Source organism: Ascidiaceihabitans sp. (genome assembly GCF_039986515.1).
Taxonomy (GTDB): Bacteria; Pseudomonadota; Alphaproteobacteria; order Rhodobacterales; family Rhodobacteraceae; genus Ascidiaceihabitans.
Genome location: NZ_JBDWQO010000014.1, coordinates 194656 through 214934, shown reverse-complemented (window position 1 = coordinate 214934; position 20279 = coordinate 194656). Strand labels below are relative to the sequence as shown.

At 56.2% G+C, this 20279-nt stretch carries 21 protein-coding genes; 18 read left to right on the top strand and 3 right to left on the bottom strand.

Annotation, left to right across the window (positions count from 1 at the left end):
* Positions 1–33: 33 nt before the first annotated feature.
* The 13 genes from ABJL60_RS13430 to ribD all read left to right on the top strand — a co-directional run bounded on the left by ABJL60_RS13430 (position 34) and on the right by ribD (position 12312).
* Positions 34–300, top strand: coding sequence for a sarcosine oxidase subunit delta (locus tag ABJL60_RS13430; protein ID WP_348375918.1), 267 nt, complete (start codon positions 34–36; stop codon positions 298–300).
* Positions 297–3215, top strand: coding sequence for a sarcosine oxidase subunit alpha family protein (locus ABJL60_RS13425; protein ID WP_348375917.1), 2919 nt, complete (start codon positions 297–299; stop codon positions 3213–3215). The genes ABJL60_RS13430 and ABJL60_RS13425 overlap by 4 nt, the downstream gene beginning before the upstream one ends.
* Positions 3208–3753, top strand: coding sequence for a sarcosine oxidase subunit gamma family protein (locus ABJL60_RS13420; protein ID WP_348375916.1), 546 nt, complete (start codon positions 3208–3210; stop codon positions 3751–3753). Before ABJL60_RS13425 ends, ABJL60_RS13420 begins: the two co-directional genes overlap by 8 nt.
* Before the next feature lie 40 nt (positions 3754–3793).
* The gene (locus tag ABJL60_RS13415) at positions 3794–4105 is read left to right on the top strand and encodes a hypothetical protein (RefSeq protein ID WP_348288186.1); all 312 of its coding nucleotides are present in this window, start codon (positions 3794–3796) and stop codon (positions 4103–4105) included.
* A 50-nt stretch (positions 4106–4155) separates the two neighbouring features.
* Positions 4156–6162: a DNA primase gene (gene dnaG, locus ABJL60_RS13410; RefSeq protein ID WP_348375915.1), complete on the top strand. Its 2007-nt coding sequence runs from the start codon at positions 4156–4158 to the stop codon at positions 6160–6162.
* Positions 6163–6300: 138 nt separating this feature from the next.
* The gene (gene rpoD, locus ABJL60_RS13405; protein ID WP_348288182.1) at positions 6301–8286 is read left to right on the top strand and encodes an RNA polymerase sigma factor RpoD; all 1986 of its coding nucleotides are present in this window, start codon (positions 6301–6303) and stop codon (positions 8284–8286) included.
* A 60-nt stretch (positions 8287–8346) separates the two neighbouring features.
* Positions 8347–8814, top strand: coding sequence for a DCC1-like thiol-disulfide oxidoreductase family protein (locus ABJL60_RS13400; RefSeq protein ID WP_348288180.1), 468 nt, complete (start codon positions 8347–8349; stop codon positions 8812–8814).
* Between the two features lie 70 nt (positions 8815–8884).
* Positions 8885–9289, top strand: coding sequence for a hypothetical protein (locus ABJL60_RS13395; protein WP_348375914.1), 405 nt, complete (start codon positions 8885–8887; stop codon positions 9287–9289).
* 20 nt (positions 9290–9309) lie between these two features.
* The gene (locus ABJL60_RS13390) at positions 9310–9705 is read left to right on the top strand and encodes a hypothetical protein (RefSeq protein ID WP_348288177.1); all 396 of its coding nucleotides are present in this window, start codon (positions 9310–9312) and stop codon (positions 9703–9705) included.
* Positions 9706–9773: 68 nt separating this feature from the next.
* Positions 9774–10172: a hypothetical protein gene (locus ABJL60_RS13385; protein ID WP_348375913.1), complete on the top strand. Its 399-nt coding sequence runs from the start codon at positions 9774–9776 to the stop codon at positions 10170–10172.
* Positions 10173–10216: 44 nt separating this feature from the next.
* Complete coding sequence (locus ABJL60_RS13380; RefSeq protein WP_348288228.1) at positions 10217–10630, top strand: secondary thiamine-phosphate synthase enzyme YjbQ; 414 nt, start codon at positions 10217–10219, stop codon at positions 10628–10630.
* Positions 10631–10750: 120 nt separating this feature from the next.
* Entirely contained in the window at positions 10751–11221 is a 471-nt protein-coding gene (nrdR, locus tag ABJL60_RS13375; RefSeq protein WP_108827280.1) for a transcriptional regulator NrdR, read from the top strand.
* Positions 11218–12312 carry a bifunctional diaminohydroxyphosphoribosylaminopyrimidine deaminase/5-amino-6-(5-phosphoribosylamino)uracil reductase RibD gene (ribD, locus tag ABJL60_RS13370; RefSeq protein WP_348375912.1) on the top strand — a complete coding sequence of 365 codons (1095 nt, stop codon included), beginning with the start codon at positions 11218–11220 and terminating at the stop codon, positions 12310–12312. Before nrdR ends, ribD begins: the two co-directional genes overlap by 4 nt.
* A 5-nt stretch (positions 12313–12317) precedes the next feature.
* On the opposite strand, the gene ABJL60_RS13365 is transcribed toward ribD, so the two are convergent.
* From ABJL60_RS13365 to ABJL60_RS13355, 3 genes are all read right to left on the bottom strand, one after another.
* Positions 12318–14342: a capsular polysaccharide biosynthesis protein gene (locus tag ABJL60_RS13365; protein WP_348375911.1), complete on the bottom strand. Its 2025-nt coding sequence runs from the start codon at positions 14340–14342 to the stop codon at positions 12318–12320.
* A 6-nt stretch (positions 14343–14348) separates the two neighbouring features.
* Positions 14349–15443 (bottom strand): polysaccharide biosynthesis/export family protein, encoded by a 1095-nt coding sequence (locus ABJL60_RS13360; protein ID WP_348291437.1) that lies wholly within the window; start codon positions 15441–15443, stop codon positions 14349–14351.
* 170 nt (positions 15444–15613) lie between these two features.
* Positions 15614–16906 carry a capsular biosynthesis protein gene (locus ABJL60_RS13355; protein WP_348375910.1) on the bottom strand — a complete coding sequence of 431 codons (1293 nt, stop codon included), beginning with the start codon at positions 16904–16906 and terminating at the stop codon, positions 15614–15616.
* Between the two features lie 182 nt (positions 16907–17088).
* On the opposite strand from ABJL60_RS13355, the gene ABJL60_RS13350 reads away from it, so the two are divergent.
* From ABJL60_RS13350 to ABJL60_RS13330, 5 genes are all read left to right on the top strand, one after another.
* Positions 17089–17676, top strand: a complete 588-nt coding sequence (locus ABJL60_RS13350; protein WP_348375909.1) for a riboflavin synthase — start codon at positions 17089–17091, stop codon at positions 17674–17676.
* A 156-nt stretch (positions 17677–17832) separates the two neighbouring features.
* On the top strand, positions 17833–18954 hold the full coding sequence (gene ribB, locus ABJL60_RS13345) for a 3,4-dihydroxy-2-butanone-4-phosphate synthase (protein ID WP_348291356.1): 1122 nt from the start codon (positions 17833–17835) through the stop codon (positions 18952–18954).
* Positions 18954–19505 (top strand): 6,7-dimethyl-8-ribityllumazine synthase, encoded by a 552-nt coding sequence (locus tag ABJL60_RS13340; RefSeq protein WP_348291358.1) that lies wholly within the window; start codon positions 18954–18956, stop codon positions 19503–19505. The genes ribB and ABJL60_RS13340 overlap by 1 nt, the downstream gene beginning before the upstream one ends.
* Positions 19502–19981: a transcription antitermination factor NusB gene (nusB, locus tag ABJL60_RS13335; protein ID WP_348291360.1), complete on the top strand. Its 480-nt coding sequence runs from the start codon at positions 19502–19504 to the stop codon at positions 19979–19981. The genes ABJL60_RS13340 and nusB overlap by 4 nt, the downstream gene beginning before the upstream one ends.
* A gap of 31 nt (positions 19982–20012) precedes the next feature.
* Entirely contained in the window at positions 20013–20261 is a 249-nt protein-coding gene (locus ABJL60_RS13330; protein WP_348375908.1) for a hypothetical protein, read from the top strand.
* Positions 20262–20279 lie beyond the last annotated feature (18 nt).

Here is a 20279-nt window from a genome sequence, read left to right as displayed (position 1 = left end):
TGAAGAGCGCGTGCTCTTTTTAGGAGAGACCTGATGCGGTTGCCTTGTCCATTGTGTGGTACGCGTGATTTGCGCGAATTCTATTGTCAGGGGGCGGCGTTGCCGCGACCGGCACCTGATGCGGATCAGGCGGCTTGGGCGGACTACGTTCATCTGCGTGATAACTTGCCCGGCGAGGTGCAAGAGTTCTGGCATCACACCCAAGGGTGTGGCGCATGGCTTGTGGTGACCCGCAACACTGTGTCCCATGAAATATTGGGTGCAAAGCTGGCGGTGGACCGCAAGGAGACTGCGCAATGAGAATTGCAGGGAAAGGCCGCGTTGACCGCAGTAAGCCCGTTTCATTCACCTTCGATGGCAACAGTTACCGCGGGTTTCAGGGGGATACGTTGGCGTCGGCGTTGCTGGCCAATGATGTCCGTTTGGTCGCCCGATCCTTCAAATACCACCGTCCTCGCGGAATTTTGACAGCTGGCAGTGAAGAACCCAATGCCCTTGTGACGGTGGGCGCTGCGGGCCATACGGATCCGAATGTTCGCGCCACCGTTCAAGAGCTGTACGAAGGTTTGCAGGCCCGATCACAAAACGCGTGGCCATCGCTTGAATTTGATGTGATGGCCATCAACGACATTGCTGCCCCGTTTTTGGGTGCCGGATTTTACTACAAAACCTTCATGTGGCCGCGCGCCTTCTGGGAACGTGTCTATGAGCCAATTATTCGCCGCGCTGCTGGTTTGGGGGCTTTGAGCGGTGAAGACAATGCCGACACCTATGAACGCGCCTTCGCCCATTGTGACGTGTTGGTCATTGGGGCGGGGCCTGCCGGTTTAATGGCGGCTTTGACTGCTGCACAGGCCGGTGCAGATGTTATTTTGGCCGATGAAGATTCTGTAATGGGGGGGCGCCTGAACGCCGAGACCTTGCAGGTTGCAGGTCAGTCGGGCGCCGATTGGGCCGCAAGCATCGTGGCGCAGTTAGCGGCGATGGACAATGTGCGCTTGATGCGCCGCACCACCGTAACGGGTGCCTACGATCAAGGCACCTATGGCGCGTTGGAACGTGTCAATCACCACACGTCCTTGCGCGATGGAAAAGCCCCCATCGAAACATTCTGGCGGATCGCGGCCAAACACGCCATCTTGTGTGCGGGCGCGCTTGAGCGTCCTATAGCGTTCCAAAACAACGACCGTCCGGGCATCATGACGGCTGGTGCGGTGCGGGCCTATCTGAACAGGTGGGGCGTGGCGCCGGGCAAGGCTGTGACTGTATTTACCAACAACGATGATGCGCACCGCACAGCCGTTGATTTGATGAACGCAGGTGTTCATGTGGCCGCTGTTATCGACAGCCGCGCCCAAGCTGAAGCGCGTGGCGATTATCACTTGATACGAGGGGCCCATGTGTCCGGAACAAGCGGGCGTAAGTTGCTGGAAAGCATCACGGTGCGCTCGGCCTCTGGCACGGAAAACATAGCCACGGATTGTTTGGCGATGTCAGGCGGGTGGAACCCGACGGTGCATATGACCTGTCACATGAACGGTCGACCAACGTGGGATGCCGGTATTGCAAGCTTTGTGCCGACGCCAGATGCCGTGCCGGGGCTGGTCGCAGCCGGTGCGTGCAACGGTGACTTTTCCACGGCGGCCTGTCTGGGTAGCGGGGCACGGGCAGCGGCGGATGTTTTGAGCTGTGCAAAAACAGATGTTCCGGACGCCGATGACAGCGCCTACGCATTAGAGCCACTTTGGGCCGTGCCCGGAAAGGGGCGGGCGTGGCTTGATTTTCAGAACGACGTGTCTGTGAAAGATGTAAAGCAAGCGGCTGTCGAAAACTTCCGTTCGGTCGAGCATATGAAGCGGTACACGACTCAAGGCATGGCGACCGATCAGGGTAAAAACTCTAACGTTCAGGCTTTGGCAATTTTGGCGGATGCCACGGGGCGCGGTATTCCCGAAACAGGCACCACGACATTCCGTCCGCCTTATTCCCCTGTGGCTATCGCGGCGTATGGTGCGGGGGCAGAGGGCAAAGGTTTTATGCCTGAACGCTTCACCACCAGCCATGCCGCGACGGTAGATCGCAACGCGCCGATGATTGAGGCGGGTCTTTGGTACCGGCCCAGTTATTTCCCTGTCCCTGGCGAAACCAACTGGCGTCAATCATGTGACCGTGAGGTTGGCTATGTTCGTGAAACTGTTGGCGTGTGTGATGTGTCCACTTTGGGCAAGATCGACATTCAGGGCCCCGATGCGGCGGCGCTGTTGGATTATGTATACACCAACATGTTTTCGACCCTGAAGGTCGGGCGCACGCGCTATGGCTTGATGCTGCGCGAAGACGGTCACGTCATGGATGATGGCACCACAGCGCGATTGGGTGAACATCACTATGTCATGACCACGACCACAGCTGCGGCGGGCGACGTCATGCGTCATCTAGAATTTGTGACTCAAGTGGTGCGCCCCGACTGGGATGTGCGTCTTGCATCCGTGACCGAACAATGGGCGCAGTTTGCCGTTGCGGGTCCACAGGCACGTGCCCTTTTAAACGGCGTTCTGGATGTGCCAATCGACAACGAAAGCTGGCCGTTTATGGCCTGTGGCGCAGTGTCCGTTGGCGGGGTGCAGGGGCGGTTGTTCCGCATATCGTTTTCGGGAGAGCATGCCTACGAGATTGCTGTGCCGTCGCGTTATGGTGATGCGTTGTTCCGCGAATTGGTTGGACGGTCCGAGGCGCTGGGTGGCGGACCCTACGGGATGGAAGCATTGAATGTTTTGCGTATCGAAAAAGGCTTTATCACGCACGCCGAAATCCATGGACGTGTGACGGCCTTTGATATTGGCATGGGGCGGATGGTCAGCGCAAAGAAAGAGTGCCTTGGCAAGGTTATGGCGCACCGCGAGGGGCTACTCGATGAAGATCGCGAACAGATGATGGGCTTTAAGCCTGTCGGAGCCGTCAAACAGCTTACGGCGGGCGCACATCTGTATGAAGAGGACGTAGAGCCCATCGCCCCCAATGGACTTGGGTATCTGACTTCGGTTGCTTTCTCGCCTACTATGGGGCATTACCTTGCGCTTGGTTTTGTGCGTGGAGGTGCTTTGCGTAAAGGCGATCGCTTGAAAATGGTAGATGCGGTGCGCGGCATCGAAACCGTGGTCGAAGTCTGCCATCCGGTGTTTTTTGATCAAGAGGGGGAGCGGGCGCGTGGTTGATTTGAAATCGAAAACACCGCTGGATGGTGTGGTGCCTATCACAATAGGTGCGATGACCTTGCGCGAAGTGTCTGTGGGGTGCCTGACGTCTCTCGCACCTTACAAGGGTCAGACCAAAGCGGTGTCCGAAGCACTGAAAGCGGCGCACGGCATTGCCTTTCCCGCCCCCAACCGTGCAACAGGCAAAGACGGTGCACGCGCGATCTGGTTTGGACGCGACCAAGCGGTGTTGCTGGGACCAGAACCCGACGTAGGGTTGGCGCGCCTTTGCGCCGTCACAGATCAGTCGGATGCTTGGGCGGTTGTCGAGCTATCGGGTGCGGCGGCCCGCGACGTCCTTGCGCGCCTTACGCCGATAGATATGCGCGACAGCCAGTTCAAACGCGGGCACACCGCCCGCACCGATATCATGCATATGGCCGGATCCATTACGCGCATCGGTGTCGACAGCTTTTTGATACTGGTGTTTCGATCCATGGCGCAGACATTACTGCACGATTTGGAAAAGGCCATGGCAGGTGTCGCGTCGCGCGGATAAGTTGGGAAAAACGATTCCCTTCCTGTGACCGGAGACACCCATGCGCGCCTTTATGATTGCCACAGCTTTTGCCCTGACAGCTACCACAGCCACGACTGCGGTTGCCAACCAAAGCAAAGAACAAGATTGCACATATCAAGCCGAAGTGGTCGCGGCCATCCAGCAAGCCCGTATTGATCGCGTCAAAGAGGCCAATGTGGTCGAAGCAATTGCCGCGACGAACCCCGAGTGGCCCGAGAAATACAACAACATTGTGCCTGTGCTGGCCGGTCCCATATATGACGTCAAACGCCGTGATCTAAAAAACACCGATTTGGGTGCGCAATGGAAGACCGCGTGCATCGGCTCTTAAATGCTTGGGCTGGACTCGACTCTGGCGCTGTGCGCCCCAATATATAAGCTATGAGCCTGCCCCCCGGATTCCTTGATGAACTGCGAACACGCCTCAGCCTGACCCAAGTGGTCGGGCGCAAAGTCATGTGGGATCCACGCAAGTCCAACCAAGGCAAAGGCGACATGTGGGCCCCGTGCCCCTTTCATCAGGAAAAAAGCGCTTCGTTTCATGTCGATGATCGAAAGGGGTATTATTACTGTTTCGGCTGTCAGGCCAAAGGGGACGCCATTTCCTTTGTGCGTGAAACTGAAAATGTAGGCTTCATGGAGGCGGTTGAGATTCTGGCAGGCGAAGCCGGAATGCCGATGCCTGCCCGTGATCCTAAGGCACAGGAAAAATCCGATCATCGCACGGAATTGGCTGATGTCATGGAGCAAGCGGTAAAATTCTTCCGCATGTCTTTGAACACAGGTGCCGCAGCCGACGCGCGAAACTATCTGGAGCGGCGCGGTTTGAATGGCGAAGCGCAGGCGCGTTGGGAAATCGGATTTGCAGCTGACGCGTGGCAAGGGCTTTGGGATCACCTGACTGCCAAAGGTGTCTCCCCCGATCTTATTCTGGCCGCTGGTTTGGCCAAGCCCAGCCAGAAAGGCGGCAAGCCCTACGACACTTTTCGTGGGCGCATCATGTTCCCAATCCGTGACGCCCGTGGCCGGTGTACCGCTTTTGGCGGTCGCGCTATGGACCCGAATGACAATGCGAAATACCTGAACTCACCCGAAACAGAGCTATTCGATAAGGGGCGCAGCCTGTACAACCACGGGCCTGCGCGAACTGCTGCTGGCAAAGGTCAACCTTTGATTGTCGCAGAAGGGTACATGGATGTGATTGCCCTGGCTGAATACGGCTTTGGGGCCAGTGTTGCCCCGCTAGGCACGGCCATTACGGAAAGCCAGTTGCAGATGATGTGGCGCATTGCCCCCGAACCGATCATCGCGCTGGATGGCGATACGGCCGGTCTGCGCGCGGCTATGCGGTTGATCGATTTGGCTTTGCCAATGCTAGAAGCGGGGCAGTCTTTGCGGTTTGCCATCATGCCAGACGGTCAGGACCCCGATGATCTGCTTAAGGCCCATGGTGCGCCTGCGCTGCAAAAGCTGTTGGACGAAGCCATGCCGATGGTCAATCTGCTGTGGCAGCGCGAAACCGAAGGCAAAGTCTTTGACAGCCCTGAGCGCAAGGCGGGGTTGGACAAAGCGCTGCGTGAAAAGATCAAACTGATCAAGGACCCGTCCATCCGGGGGCATTACGGGCAAGCGATCAAAGACATGCGTTGGGACTTGTTCAATCCCAAACGCGGCAACAGCGGCGGGGCACCGCGTGGCGGCAAAGGCGGCTTTTCCGGCAAAGGGTTTGGTCGCAAGGGCGCGGGTGCCAACACGTGGGAACAGACTCATAGCTTTATGCCAACGACCAAATCGTCGGCATTGGTTGGCCGCGCACAAGATGACACGATTGATGCGCATTTGCGTGAAGCTGTTATTTTGGCCGCGCTGATCACGACCCCTGCTGTGATCGAGGATTTTGAGACGGGCATCGAGAATATGCTGTGTCGTGACGAGGACCACCGCATCTTGCGGGACGTGATTCTGCGCTGTGCAGGGCGCGATGCAGAGGTGTTGCGTGAAAATATATACGGCGCACTGGGGCCGGATGCCCTTGATAATCTTCTGAATGCCAGCCATGTCGCAATCGTCCCGTGCATCCGAACACCCGGCGATGTTGAAAAGGCCCGACTGACCGTGGCTGAGGAACTCGCGAAACTTGAAGCGGCCCGTGGACTGGATGCAGAGATTGCCGATGCGGCAGAAGATTTAACGGGCGTGGCCGATGAAGGGGTCACATGGCGGCTCAGCCAGGCCGCAAAAGCAGCACAACAAGCCGTGCGCAGCGACACAGAAGACAGTGGAGAATTCGATGTGGGCCAGAACGGCGCCCGCATCAGCCGCGATGAACGCAGCGCCTTTGAAACGCTGATGGATTCGATTCGGTTTTCAAAATCCGGCCCGAGTTAACGATTTTCGTGACATTTGGGTAGGTTTCCTTAGGAAAAAGACGGTAAACGGGTGGCCGAATCACCCGAAGGCGTGAATGATTCTCTAACTGATTCGATCCGCGAATCACTTGGGGCGCCCTTGTTAGGAGCATGACGTATGGCCGCGAAAGACAACGACGACGCAAAACGCGATGGTGAAGACGCTGAAATGTCCCTGGACATGAGCCAAGCCGCCGTCAAAAAGATGATCGGTGAAGCCCGTGAAAAGGGCTACATCACCTATGATCAGCTGAACACCGTCTTGCCCCCTGATCAGGTAAGCTCCGAGCAAATCGAAGATGTTATGTCGATGCTATCCGAGATGGGCATCAACATTATCGAAGATGAAGACGCGGAAGAAGAAGAAGCCAAAGGCGCCACCGATCTGGTCACCACGGAAGGCACGCGCGATCTGACGCTCGGCTCTACGGGTCAGGAAAAGCTGGACCGCACTGACGACCCCGTACGGATGTATCTGCGGGAAATGGGCAGCGTTGAGCTGCTGTCGCGTGAAGGCGAAATCGCAATTGCGAAACGGATCGAGGCCGGCCGCAACACGATGATTGCGGGCCTGTGCGAAAGCCCGTTGACCTTCCAAGCGATCACCATCTGGCGCGACGAACTTTTGTCCGAAGATATTTTGCTGCGTGACGTGATTGATCTGGAAGCGACTTTTGGAAACCAGATGGGCGAGGAAGAAGAAACCACGCCTGTTGTTCCAGTTGCAGGCGCGGCCCCCGCAGCCGAAAGTGAAAAGAAGCAGGAACTGGATGCCGACGGCAACCCGATTGCATCAAATGACGACGATGATGACGATGAAGACGAACAGGCCAACATGTCGCTGGCTGCGATGGAAGCTGCACTGAAGCCGCAGGTTTTAGAAACGCTTGAAGTCATCGCACACGATTATGAACTGTTGTCTGAAATGCAAGACAGCCGGATTTCTGCGACCTTGAACGAAGATGGGTCGTTTTCTGCCAAAGACGAAGGCACCTACCAAAAGCTGCGCTCCGAAATCGTTTTGCTGGTGAACGAATTGCACCTGCACAACAACCGTATCGAAGCTTTGATTGACCAGCTTTACGGCATCAACCGTCGCATCATGCAAATCGACAGCTCCATCGTGAAGTTGGCTGACCAAGCGCGTATCAACCGCCGCGAATTTGTCGATGCTTATCGTGGTCGTGAACTTGACCCCAACTGGCTTGAAGAAATGGGCCAAAAGGCGGGCCGTGGCTGGCAGATGTTTATCGAACGCTCTGCTGAAAAAGTTGAAGAGCTGCGCACAGATATGGCCCAAGTTGGTCAGTACGTTGGTCTTGATATTTCCGAATTCCGCCGCATCGTGCAGCAGGTTCAGAAAGGCGAAAAAGAAGCCCGTCAGGCCAAGAAAGAAATGGTCGAAGCGAACCTGCGTCTGGTTATTTCGATCGCCAAAAAATATACCAACCGCGGTTTGCAATTCCTTGATCTTATTCAGGAAGGGAACATTGGCCTGATGAAGGCCGTGGACAAGTTCGAATATCGCCGTGGTTACAAATTCTCGACCTACGCCACATGGTGGATCCGTCAGGCGATCACGCGTTCTATTGCTGACCAAGCCCGCACCATCCGTATCCCTGTGCATATGATCGAAACGATCAACAAACTTGTGCGTACAGGGCGTCAGATGTTGCACGAAATTGGTCGCGAACCCACACCTGAGGAATTGGCCGAAAAGCTGCAAATGCCTTTGGAAAAAGTCCGCAAGGTGATGAAAATCGCCAAGGAACCGATTTCCTTGGAAACCCCGATTGGCGACGAAGAAGACAGCCAATTGGGCGATTTCATCGAAGACAAAAACGCGGTTCTACCGTTGGATTCTGCCATCCAAGAAAACCTCAAAGAAACCACAACACGGGTTCTGGCATCCCTGACGCCACGCGAAGAACGCGTTTTGCGTATGCGTTTCGGTATTGGCATGAACACGGACCATACTTTGGAAGAAGTGGGGCAGCAGTTCTCTGTGACACGCGAACGTATTCGTCAGATTGAGGCGAAGGCGCTGCGTAAATTGAAGCACCCAAGCCGTTCGCGCAAATTGCGATCCTTCCTGGATCAGTAACTGCACGTATATCTGAAGGTCTGCGACACATTGGCGCCGTCTCTGTAAAGAGGCGGCGCTTTGTCATATATCGGGTGTATGGAAAAACCGCGCTCTACCCTTCCTGATGCTTTGGCTGTGGAACTGGCTGGCAAAGACCTGATCGTCTTTGATGCAGAATGCGTTTTGTGCTCAGGCTTTTTCCGCTTCATGTATCGACGCAATGGCGCATTCAATTTTGTGACAGCACAGTCGCCGTTGGGGCAACGGCTTTATGCGGCGCTTAATCTGGCGCTTACGGATTTTGAAACCAATCTGGTGATTGTAGACGGGCAAATCCATCAAGAGCTGGACGCCTTTTCGATGGCTATGCAGGAATTGAATTGGCCTTGGAAAGCGTTGGGGGCCGCACGTTTTCTACCTGCTTGGATTAAATCCCCCCTGTACAAAACCATACGCCGCAACAGATTTCGGGTGTTCGGACGGTACGACACCTGCATGGTTCCAGATGCTGAACTGCGCGGGCGGTTTTTGAAAAACGGGTTTTGACCCACTGTCTCGTGATTTGGGCGTGAACAAAACCCACCCTATATGTGTCTAAGACGCAAAGGATACAGTCATGCCGTTAAGATACCTAACTGCTACAATACTTGCCCTTGCCCCTCTGAATGCGGGGGCGAACGGGTTTTATTTTGACCCCGGCCTGACAGTGAACCCGGTGTCCGCGACCCAGTTCGAAGTCATTGAAGCCCGCGGAGAGGGGGCGCGTGGCATGTGGTGTGCCGCTGCGCGGTATGCTGTCTATACGTTGGGTCAGGACAAAGGGCGCCTTTATGTGGATATGCCGCGCGGCTCAAGCGTGACCCAAAATTCTGGAAAGGGTGTCGTGTTCACCACGCAGGCGCCAGAAAACCCAATACAAAGCGTGTCTGTGACAGTGCGTCGCGCCGGTGCCAGTTTGCCAGTCATCCACGCGCTGCAGTTTTGCCGCGACTACGATGTTTTTCCGGATAACAATTTTTAAATTTCGAAAGGTCTAAACAAATGAAGACAGTTCTTTCAGCTCTTGTCGCGACAGCGATCCTGACCGTACCCGCACAAGCCCAGACGTTTCGTGCCGAAAACCGCGTGGTGGTGACACCCGCACAAGGCAACAGCTTCAGTATTTCCAATGGCGAAGGCCAAGGGGCGCGCGGGATGTGGTGTGCCGCCTCTGATTACGCACAGGATGTTTTGGGTGCGCGGGGCAGTGAACGCCTTGTCGTGGACCAACCGCGCACATCGAAACGCGGTCCCGTGGTGTTCGCGCTCAAAGGCCGTGACGGGGGCAGTGGGTCGGTTTTGATCGTTGGCAGTTCGTTGCGCAGCGCCGGCAGCAGCCTGTCTGTTAACCACGCCTATCAATTCTGTCACGATGCTCGGATTACCAACTCGCGGTAACAGGTGCGGGAACTGCAGCGTGACTTTTGTGAAGGCTGCCCTACCTCATTGCGCAGGAGGCATTCAGCATGAGACATATTCTGTTGGTACTGGCGATGAGCCCTGCAATGGGGCTTGCCGCGACTGTGGGTGAAGAAAAAAGGTTTCAGATCAATGCGTTGAACGCATCTGACTTTGAGGTCATTCAAGGCCAAAACATGGCTGCCGCAGAGTTTTGGTGTGCTGCTGCCAGCTATATTGAAAACCGTCAGGGCCTGTCGGAAACCACACGCATCTATGTGCGCAGCCCGCGGGGGCCTGCCCGAACAGCGTCAGGTCGCAAAGGCGTTGTGTTTACCACAAACGGCACTTCGGTGCCAAAGGTTGAAAACGGGCTGACGCTGAAGGTGGATGCGGTTGGCCTAAGCCGAACCTCAGCTGTTGCGCGGCGGTATTGCCGGGACGCATTTACGCGGTCTACAAAGTAACAGCGGCCTTGCGCCTGTCAGGCGTCGTGGACACAATGGGCGCTATGCAAACCACCTTTGACGTGCCAACACAGGGCGCTGGCCTATACGAATTTACAACAAACGTGGCGCGTTGGGTGCCCCGCCGTGACGGGCTGCTGACGCTTATGGTGCAACATACGTCTGCGTCGCTGGTTATTCAGGAAAATGCCGATCCCGAAGTGCAGTCCGATCTGCAGGCATTCTTTGCGCGGTTGGTACCGCCGACTACAGATCCCTCCATGGCCTATCTTCAACACACGTACGAGGGGCCAGATGATATGCCTGCCCATATCAAGGCTGCAATGCTGCCTGTGTCGCTTGGCATTCCGGTCCAGAACGGTGTTTTACGATTGGGAACATGGCAAGGCATCTACCTTTTTGAACATCGCACGGCCCCGCATTTGCGCCGCATTGCTGCTTTTTTCGCCAGCAGCTAATCCCTTATTTTGGGGGTGTATTTCCCCCCTACCCAAATCCTAGCGGTTGGCCTATAACTGTGGATAAGTGGGGCGCGAACCCCACAATCAGGCGGGACTTATAGAATAGGGGAACGGCCAATGCGCTGCCCATTTTGTGGAAATATCGATACTCAAGTAAAAGACAGTCGCCCAGCGGAGGATCACGTTTCGATCCGGCGGCGGCGGTTTTGCCCTGCATGTGGCGGGCGTTTCACCACCTATGAACGCGTGCAATTGCGCGATTTGGTTGTGATCAAAACCAATGGAAAACGCGAAGATTTTGATCGCGATAAACTGGAACGCTCCATCCGGATCTCCATGCAGAAGCGGCCAATCGATCCGGAACGGATTGATCAGATGATCTCGGGGATTGTGCGGCGTCTGGAAAGCATGGGCGAAACTGACATCGGTTCAAAGCAGATCGGCGAGATCGTAATGGAAGCGCTGAACCGCATCGACACAGTCGCTTACGTGCGTTTTGCAAGTGTTTACAAGAACTTTCAGGCGGCAGACGATTTCGACAAGTTCGTAGCAGAACTGCGCCCACCTGAAACGTCCGCGGACGAGTGACGCAAGCGTCCGACACACGCTACATGGCGCTGGCCCTGTCTTTGGGGCGGCGCGGACAAGGACGCACATGGCCCAACCCGGCTGTGGGCTGCGTTATTGTGTCTGGCGGGCGGATCGTCGGGCGCGGCTGGACGCAAGAGGGCGGCGTGCCCCATGCGGAACCTATGGCCTTGGCCCAAGCCGGTGATGCCGCGCGCGGCGCAGATGTTTTTGTGACGTTGGAACCCTGTGCACACCACGGCAGAACGCCGCCCTGTGCCCAGGCATTGATTGATGCGGGGGTCGCCCGTGTTGTTATGGCCATTCCTGACAGTGACCCACGTGTTGATGGGTTGGGCGCTCAGATGTTGCGTGACGCAGGGATTGTTGTTGAAACAGGACTTTTGGGGGATCAGGCGTTTGCCGATCACGACGGGTTTTTGCGGCGTACAGTGATGGGCCGCCCTATGGTGACGCTGAAACTGGCATCCAGCGTTGACGGACGTATTGCCACTGCATCAGGCGAAAGTCAGTGGATCACAGGGGCCCAGTCGCGCCGCATGGTGCATGTGATGCGGGCCCGTCATGATGCTGTGATGGTCGGCGGTGGCACTGCACGCCATGACGATCCGTCGTTGACAGTGCGTGATATGGGGGTGGATCACCAGCCCACGCGTGTGGTCATTTCGCGTCGCCTTGACCTGCCCTTGATGGGAACGCTGGCGCGGACTGCCAAGGAAACACCGTTGATCTTGTGCCACGGCAAAGATGCAGACAAGACGCTGCAACGCACGTGGGCGGATTTGGGGGCCACGCTTTTGTCGTGCCGCGCGTCAGGCACACAGCTGGATATGGATGATGCCATGGCACAATTGGGTGGCCATGGGCTGACCCGCGTATTTTGTGAAGGTGGCAGTGCGTTGGCCGCAACGCTGATCGAAAATGATCTGGTGGACCGCCTTATCACCTTCACTGCAGGCATGACGATCGGGGCTGAAGGCCTTCCGAACATGGGGGCTTTGGGGCTGGTGCATCTACAAGAGGCCCGTAGGTTTACCCTAAGCGGTACGCAAATGATTGGTCCGGACACAGTCACGACTTGGGTGCGTTGATCCGGTTACTTTCGCCAAAGATGGGTATAAGATGCAAACGCGCCTTGGGCCTTTGCCAGCAGTCTGTGCGCGATCCCCGGTTTTGGAATACCGCCCGACGCCAGACGATCCAAAGCGACTTCGACGGGGCACGGCAATTCGGTCTTTGGATCATAGTAACGCGGATAATCTATAAGGGTCGCATGAACCAACCCGGTAAGTGACACGTCCTGACGGCGGCGCGGTGGGATGTCACCCAAATCTTCAGTCAGCCCCCAACCTGCGTAAAATGGTGCACCGGTTGTGACGACGTGGACGCCGCGCAAAAGGGCCTCAAAACCGGTCAGCGATGTCATCGTCCAAAGTTCCTGCACCTCGCCCAGTAGCGCTGCGATGTCGCCTTGCGGGACCACAACATCCGCTATGTTTTGGGCATCGCATGCGCCGCTGCGCAGGCCAGCCTCAACATCTGGGTGCGGTTTATAGATCAAGATCGCATCTGGCCGCGCATCACGGGCTTTGCGCAACAATGCGGCGTTGGAGTTGATGGCCCCTGCGCCTGTCTGAATTGACGCATCATCCTCGACTTGGCCCACCACCAGCACGCGGTGGCCTTGGGACAGTTCAGGTACAGTGCCTGCAAGGTTGTATTTGCTGAGTTTGAGCTGCGTGATTTTCCGCAGTATCGCCTCTGCGCGGTCGCGCTGATCGGGGCGCATGTCGCGGCGCGTTTGTATCCATTTTTCCAGACGGCTTGGCTTTGTCGGGTCATAGTAAATACCCAAATCGTCGGTGACCAGTGACAGGGCGGGAACCAATTGGGCACCCAGACCCCGTGACCTTAAAAAACCGTCTTCCACTTTTGTTGCGGCGTCATGGCCGACTTGCGCTTTGCCCGCCCAAACCATCCATGGACGACCGGTTTGCCGGGCTTGGACAGGATCGTCCTGAAAGATCAACCTCTTATGAGATCCGAACACCTTTTGCAGGGGTGCACGTTTCCAAAGCCGCATGCCGCTGGCCACCCAGCCCAAACGATCTGCTTGCCATGAACGGGTTTGGGCCGCCAAGCTTTCACAAGCGGTTTCAGGTGACGCCAATGTGTCTTGGTAAGGGTCGAACCACTTGGGGTAGAGCATCATTGCGCCTGCAAAAAGCTGTGCGCGGGTCAGCTTGCGTTGACGACGTTGTACTGGAAATTCGTCCACCGTCAGCCCCCAGCCTGCATAGAAAGGTTGCCCGAAAACGCGCGGTTTGTGGCCGGCAAAAATAGCTTCAAAGCCCATTTGCGACGATACGGTGTAAACTGCGCGGGCATTGTCGAACAAAGCCCAAGGGCTGATGGGGTCCGTGCACATCTTGACCCGCACGTTGCAGTCTTCGTCGCGAAAGTAGCCTGTGCGCAGCCCCTGCGCTGTCTCGGGGTGGGCTTTGATGATGATTTTTGCGTCAGGGTGTTCGTCTTGAGCGACAAACAGCATTTCCAAAAACCGGTTGCGGTCGGCACCACAGGCGCGCACTGATGCGTCATCATAGGTTTGATCAATCACCAATACATAGCCGGGGGCGGGGGGGGCAATCTCGGGGTCGTACCCGGTGTATTTGGTCAGTCCGGCGTCACGGGACCGCGCAATCAGGCCACGGGCGCGGTTCAACAGTGCTGTGTCATCCAACGGGTGAGAGGCGAGAATGTCTTCCAGATCGGAAGGCTTCGAGGGGTCAAAATGCATCGCTTTGGTATCGATCATCAACCCAAGCGGCGGCTCATTTTGTGCGCGGCCAGGGTGCAATGATCGCCAAAACGCATCCTCGACATACACCAAAGGGGCATCGTGTTTGGCGGCCACGGCCCGCCCGCGATGGGCCGTTGGGCTGTCGCCCCAAACGGCGACAGCGTCACCTTCGCGGGGCAGTCCCAATGCAATTTGATACCCTGACAATGCCAAAATGCGCCGCACACGGGCATTTTTCAAAAAACCGCCATTGTAAACGCAAAGCCGCCGCGGCCTGTCGACCCCGGCGGCTTTTGTATTTTGCGGCGTCAAAGCCACGCGGCGTCAGTTGCCTGCAAGGCCGGTCAGCGCGTTCACGGATGTGGCGGAGCCGGTCAGAGCGGAAATCGCTTTGTTCCATTGCGTGAACGGTGCTTCGGTCACGTACAATGTGTCGCTGTCGCGGATCACAAAGTCACGGGCCATGAACATGCCGTTGGGTTGGGTCAGGTCCAAAACGTAGACCAAACGCTGTGCCCCTTGCAGGTCATCGCGTCCCATTACGGCGTTTGCCACGACGTCGGGTTCGTTACGGAAGATGAAGATGCCTGTGGGATCAGAGGCGTTGGACTGCAGGCCGCCGACTTGTGCAATGGCTTCCAAGGCGGACAGGTTTTGGCTTTCAAACGGGACTTGGGCCTGGCCACCTGTGGCGCCGAGGGCTGTGAACGACCGGCTGTCTTCTTCGACCAGAATGCGATCACCTGCACGCAAGGCAATGTCGAGACGCGGATTGTCGAACAGGTCCTGGAACCAGATGGTGCCACGGTGTTTGCCACGAATAACAGTGACTTGGGCAATTTCAGGTTCAATCGTCAGACCGCCGGCATTTGCCAGCATCGCGGACAAAGTGCGCGTGGGTCGTTCAATCGCAAACACCCCTTGGCCGCCAATTGCGCCTACCAAAGACACGGTTGCACCGTCGCCTGCAAGACGGCGCACTTCGACTTGTGGGTCGGGTGTCTGGTCTTCAAGTTTGGCTGTGATGATGCGGCGGATGGCTTCGGGGGAGTTGCCCGCGGCTTTGATACGTCCGGCGTATGGGATGAAGATGAAGCCGTTGCCGTCTACCTGAACCTCGTCCAGAATTGTGGCGGCCTGACCTTCGACGCCCAGCAGTGGATCATCGACGTTTTCCCAGATGGTTAGCCCCAATGTATCGCCTGCGCGAATGGTGTCTGATCCAAGGGAAGCCGCGTTTTTGAAGGCCTCGGAAAACCCCAATGCTTCGGTGACAGCCGTTGCACGTGTCACACGGTCATTGACTGAAACCACAAAGGCATCGCCGTTATTTTGAACGGAGCCTGCGAAAATCTGGCGCTTGTTGGGGCCCACTTGGGGCAAACCACAAGACGCGACAACGGCCAAAGCCGCAATCATTGTGATGGGACGCGCCCATCCAAAGCCATGAAAAGTCACTGCTACGGTCTCCTCGACCAATTATCTCTGCCTCGATCCGTCCTGTGCTTTTTGAACACTTATATTCGGACGTGATTTGGTTTAACTTAGCGGTATTCCAAACGAAAATCTACCGCTAGGGGTAGTGTCCGCTATGTGACAACACGCAACTGTTGCCTTGGAGCCGCGGTGCCTGATTTAAGCGCGTCATAAGGATCTTCGGGCGACAACATCATGTCCACGACCTGCCGCAACAGTTGTCTGCGGCCCCGCGCCGAATAGAAACCGCCCGGCAATTGTGAGGTTTCCAGCAAATACCGGCGGTAGTCTTTGTAGGCTTTGTTGTCGGGTCGCGTCGCTCCTGCGAAGAATTGTGCAAGCGGTTGATCCGACACAAATTCAGGTTTCGCATAGACAGCACGGCCGAAGACTTTCAAGGGAATGCCACGCCACAGAACCTGTTGCCCTGCTGTCGAATTGACGGTTACAGCGGATCTGGCGTGGTTCAAAAGTTGCGCAAGTTTGCCCCCACGCACGTAGTGAACCCTGTCCGATACCCCGTGTTTGCGGGCGACGTCGCGGATAGTGCGGCGCACAGGCACCCGCCCATCCTCTAGGGGGTGCGCCTTGAAGACAAGGTGATGGTGCTGGGGGGCGCCATTGGCAAAGCCCTCAATCACCACCTTCAAAAAGTCGCCCATGGTGTCAAAAGGCGAATGCATTTGAAAGCTGCTGTCGTGTTCAAGTTGCAAAGGCACCAAGTGATAGGGAAAGCCGCCGTGTTTGATCCGCAAGGTTGCGATGCGGCGTTCCAGCGCCTGGATCGGCATCAGCAGCAGGCGTCGTAAATACAGCTGGAATTCCTTGGTCACGGTCAGGCTGCGATGGGGTCTGAAGTTGCGGTAGTCACCGTTTCTGAACATCACAAACCAGTGGTACAAGGCGCCATAAAAGACGTGTTGGCGCATGTCCCCCCAATGCGCAGGGGGCAAAGGAGCCTCCATGTCGGATTGCGCCAAAGCGGTCTGCATCTGCGGGATGGTCATATTCATCAACCGCGAATTGCCATTGGTGCCGCCCCGTTCGTAAGTCACCCAAAAAGGCCGCATGTAGCCTTCTTCAAACACATGAACGCCCAGCCCGCGGCGACGGGCCTCTGCCACGGCTTGCGCATGGACCGGGCGCGTGTCGCCGTATAGCACGATATCGGTGACGCCTTTGGCATCAAGCAGTTGGGCAAATGTATCGGACCAGTCGTCTGCATTGCCGCGAAAGGGGATATAGCTGGCAGGATGGAACCAGAACGCACGATCACCGGCATTGAACCCCACACGCCACACTTGCGCCCCCGCCTTGCGCAACATGCGGCCAAGGCGGTGAAAGAATGGGCCATGTGGTCCCTGAAGGAACAAGAAAACCCGATTTTGAGGCGGTGAATGCACCATACATTCCAATTTAGTTTCAAATTCTTTACGAACAATGACCAGAAAACCTAGGCAAAACTATGGCAAATGGAAACAATAGTTCCTTTCCCACCAAATATGGCCTGTTTCATCTTCTGTCATCACGGTCTTGTCACACTGCCACTGTCCCGCTACCTCAATGAAACAGCAACGAAAGGCATCACATGTTCACAGGCATTGTCACAGACATCGGCAGCATCACCCAGCTTGAACAGCAAGGTGATTTGCGCGCCCGGATCCAGACCGGATACGACACATCCGGCATCGACATGGGCGCGTCTATTGCGTCGGACGGCGTTTGTCTGACTGTCATCGCGTTGGGCGATGATTGGTATGACGTGCAGATCAGCGCGGAAACTGTCAGCAAAACCAATGTTGCGTCTTGGACCATCGGCAAGCGGGTCAACTTGGAACGCGCCCTGAAAGTGGGCGACGAATTGGGTGGGCACATTGTGTCAGGCCACGTGGACGGTGTGGCCGAGGTTGTGAGCATCGTGGATGAAGGCGATAGCACGCGCGTAGAGTTGCGCGCACCCGCAGCATTGTCCAAATTCATCGCCCCCAAAGGCTCTGTTGCGTTGAACGGCACGTCACTGACCGTGAACGAGGTGCAAGGCGATGTGTTTGGCATCAATTTTATCCCACACACCAAAGATGCTACCACTTGGGGTGATGTTGCTTTGGGTGATGCTGTGAATTTGGAAATTGACACGCTTGCACGTTACGTGGCGCGTTTGGCGGAAGCGGGTTAGGGGGCCAGCCCCCGTCCTGCCGGACTCCCCCGGGATATTTGGGGCGAAAAGAAAGTGGCCTTTAGTTGCGGTTTTTGCCTCTCTGGTCTTGGTGTTGTGGATGGTCTAGACACAGCGTTTTAAGGCGTGCGGCGAGTCGATTGCGAGGCATATCACATGAGTTTTGAAACACCGGGACCGGTTGAAGTGGATTTGGCGGGCGCGATTTCCCCCATTGAGGATATCATTGCCGAGGCCAAAGATGGCCGCATGTTCATTCTTGTGGACCATGAAGACCGTGAGAACGAAGGCGATTTGGTCATTCCGTCCCAATTCGCGGATCCCGTCGCAATCAATTTTATGGCCACGCATGGCCGGGGTCTGATTTGTGTCACCTTACCCGCAGATCGCATCGAAGCTTTGGGCTTGCCCATGATGGCGATGCACAATTCGTCACGCCATGAAACGGCTTTCACTGTGTCTATCGAGGCCCGCGAAGGCGTCAGTACCGGTATTTCCGCAGGGGACCGCGCATTGACCGTGGCCACTGTCATTGACCCGGACAAAACATCTGCCGATATCGCGACACCGGGCCACGTGTTTCCATTGCGCGCCCGTCAAGGTGGCGTTCTGGTCCGTGCTGGACACACGGAAGCCGGATGTGATGTGGCCCGCCTTGCTGGCCATTATCCCAGTTCCGTCATTTGCGAAATCATGAAGCCCGATGGCGAGATGGCGCGTCTGCCGGATCTTGTGGAATATGCCCAAGAACACAGTTTGAAAATCGGCACCATCAGCGATTTGATTGCCTACCGTCGCCGCCATGACAATTTGGTGGTTGAAACGGATGCGCGGACTGTGACGTCGGAATACGGTGGCGATTGGGATTTGCGCATTTTCACAGATCAAACGTACGGTGTTGAGCATGTGGTTATGATCAAAGGCGATATTTCGACCCCAGACCCTGTTCTGGTGCGCACGCACGCATTGGACGCGACGGCTGATATTCTTGGGCTTGGTCCTAAATCTGCAGGGGAATTGCCCCGCGCAATGGAAATTATCGCGGACGAAGGGCGAGGTGTGATCTGCCTGTTTCGCCAGCCGCGCAAAGAATTGTTTGGCACAGAAGAAGACGGCCCCAAGGTCGTCAAAAACACTGGCCTTGGAGCGCAGATGCTGGCGAAGCTTGGATTGCACAAGCTGGTCCTGCTTACAGACAGCCCATTGACCACTTATGTGGGGCTGGACGCCTACGACCTTGAGATCACGGGCAAGCGACCGATCATGGGAGACGACTGATGGCGACCGCAGAGCAACACCATATTCTGGACCGTCCAACGTTTGATAAGCCTGCGAAACTGCTGATTGTGGTGTCACCTTATTACAAGGACATCTCGGACAATCTTGTGGCTGGCGCTAAGGCCGAGATCGAAGCGGCGGGTGCCACTTGGGATTTGGTTGAAATGCCCGGTGCATTGGAAATTCCCACCGCCATCGGTATTTCGGACCGGGCGTCCAACTTTGACGGCTACGTCGCACTTGGGTGTGTGATCCGCGGCGAGACCACGCATTACGAGACAGTGTGCAACGACAGCAGTCGCGCCATTCAACTGTTGGGCCTGCAAGGGCTGTGCATCGGCAACGGTATCCTGACGGTGGAAAACCGTAAGCAGGCGGAAGTGCGTGCTGACGTGAAGGACCAAAACAAAGGTGGTGGGGCGGCGGCTGCGGCCTTGCACCTTATCGCGCTCGCCCGTAAGTGGGGCACCCAATCCAGTGGCATCGGCTTCAAGCCCGCCTCGGACAACATCCTGCTTGCAGGCGATACAAACGGAAACACCACGGCATGAGCGCACATTCCAACCTTTCGGGCAACCAACGGCGCAAAATGCGTTCGGCCTCGCGGCTTTATGCGGTGCAGGCTTTGTTCCAGATGGAGCATTCCGGTCAGACCGTTGAAGTGGTCCGACGGGAATTTCTGGATTTCCGCTTTGGGGAAACCTACGAAGGCCAGGAAATGCTGGACGGCGACATGGATCACTTCCGCACCGTGATGGAAGATGCCGTGAACTATCAGGCGGCCATCGACCAACAAACCGATCGCGCTTTGGTGGCGAAGTGGCCTTTGGGGCGCATCGATCCCACATTGCGGGCTATCTTTCGCGCGGCCGGTGCGGAATTGCGCGACACAACTATCCCGCCCAAAGTGGTGATCACCGAATATGTGGATGTGGCGGTTGCTTTCTTTCCTGAAGGCAAAGAAAGCAAATTCGTGAATGCGGTGTTAGACCACATGGCCAGAGAAGAGCGCCCCGAGGCATTCTAGGACAAAATCGCCACACCCCAAGGGGGCCTAGATGACCGCAAGTTCCAAAGACCCCAATCTGATCCGCCTGTTTGTTTGGCATGCGTTTTGGGGCAGTGTGGCGGCGGCAGTGTTTACGGGCTTATTGCTTTATTTCAACGTGTTGAATTTGTGGCATCTGGTGACACACAGCGACATTGGTGTGTTTGCTGTGTTTTTACTGTGGTGGATGTTGAGCACGGTGTTCGGCGCCGTACAGATTGCTTATGCGGTGATGCACATTGGCTCTGATGAAACATAAACCATCGACAAAAGGGTG

Excerpts from the sequence above, each read along its gene's own strand:
- ABJL60_RS13430 (WP_348375918.1), top strand. The coding sequence starts at position 34 with ATGCGGTTGCCTTGTCCATTGTGTGGTACGCGTGATTTGCGCGAATTC.
- ABJL60_RS13425 (WP_348375917.1), top strand. The coding sequence starts at position 297 with ATGAGAATTGCAGGGAAAGGCCGCGTTGACCGCAGTAAGCCCGTTTCA.
- ABJL60_RS13415 (WP_348288186.1), top strand. The coding sequence starts at position 3,794 with ATGCGCGCCTTTATGATTGCCACAGCTTTTGCCCTGACAGCTACCACA.
- dnaG (WP_348375915.1), top strand. The coding sequence starts at position 4,156 with ATGAGCCTGCCCCCCGGATTCCTTGATGAACTGCGAACACGCCTCAGC.
- rpoD (WP_348288182.1), top strand. The coding sequence starts at position 6,301 with ATGGCCGCGAAAGACAACGACGACGCAAAACGCGATGGTGAAGACGCT.
- ABJL60_RS13395 (WP_348375914.1), top strand. The coding sequence starts at position 8,885 with ATGCCGTTAAGATACCTAACTGCTACAATACTTGCCCTTGCCCCTCTG.
- ABJL60_RS13390 (WP_348288177.1), top strand. The coding sequence starts at position 9,310 with ATGAAGACAGTTCTTTCAGCTCTTGTCGCGACAGCGATCCTGACCGTA.
- ABJL60_RS13385 (WP_348375913.1), top strand. The coding sequence starts at position 9,774 with ATGAGACATATTCTGTTGGTACTGGCGATGAGCCCTGCAATGGGGCTT.
- ABJL60_RS13380 (WP_348288228.1), top strand. The coding sequence starts at position 10,217 with ATGCAAACCACCTTTGACGTGCCAACACAGGGCGCTGGCCTATACGAA.
- nrdR (WP_108827280.1), top strand. The coding sequence starts at position 10,751 with ATGCGCTGCCCATTTTGTGGAAATATCGATACTCAAGTAAAAGACAGT.
- ABJL60_RS13360 (WP_348291437.1), bottom strand. The coding sequence starts at position 15,443 with ATGATTGCGGCTTTGGCCGTTGTCGCGTCTTGTGGTTTGCCCCAAGTG.
- ABJL60_RS13355 (WP_348375910.1), bottom strand. The coding sequence starts at position 16,906 with ATGGTGCATTCACCGCCTCAAAATCGGGTTTTCTTGTTCCTTCAGGGA.
- ABJL60_RS13350 (WP_348375909.1), top strand. The coding sequence starts at position 17,089 with ATGTTCACAGGCATTGTCACAGACATCGGCAGCATCACCCAGCTTGAA.
- ribB (WP_348291356.1), top strand. The coding sequence starts at position 17,833 with ATGAGTTTTGAAACACCGGGACCGGTTGAAGTGGATTTGGCGGGCGCG.
- ABJL60_RS13340 (WP_348291358.1), top strand. The coding sequence starts at position 18,954 with ATGGCGACCGCAGAGCAACACCATATTCTGGACCGTCCAACGTTTGAT.
- nusB (WP_348291360.1), top strand. The coding sequence starts at position 19,502 with ATGAGCGCACATTCCAACCTTTCGGGCAACCAACGGCGCAAAATGCGT.
- ABJL60_RS13330 (WP_348375908.1), top strand. The coding sequence starts at position 20,013 with ATGACCGCAAGTTCCAAAGACCCCAATCTGATCCGCCTGTTTGTTTGG.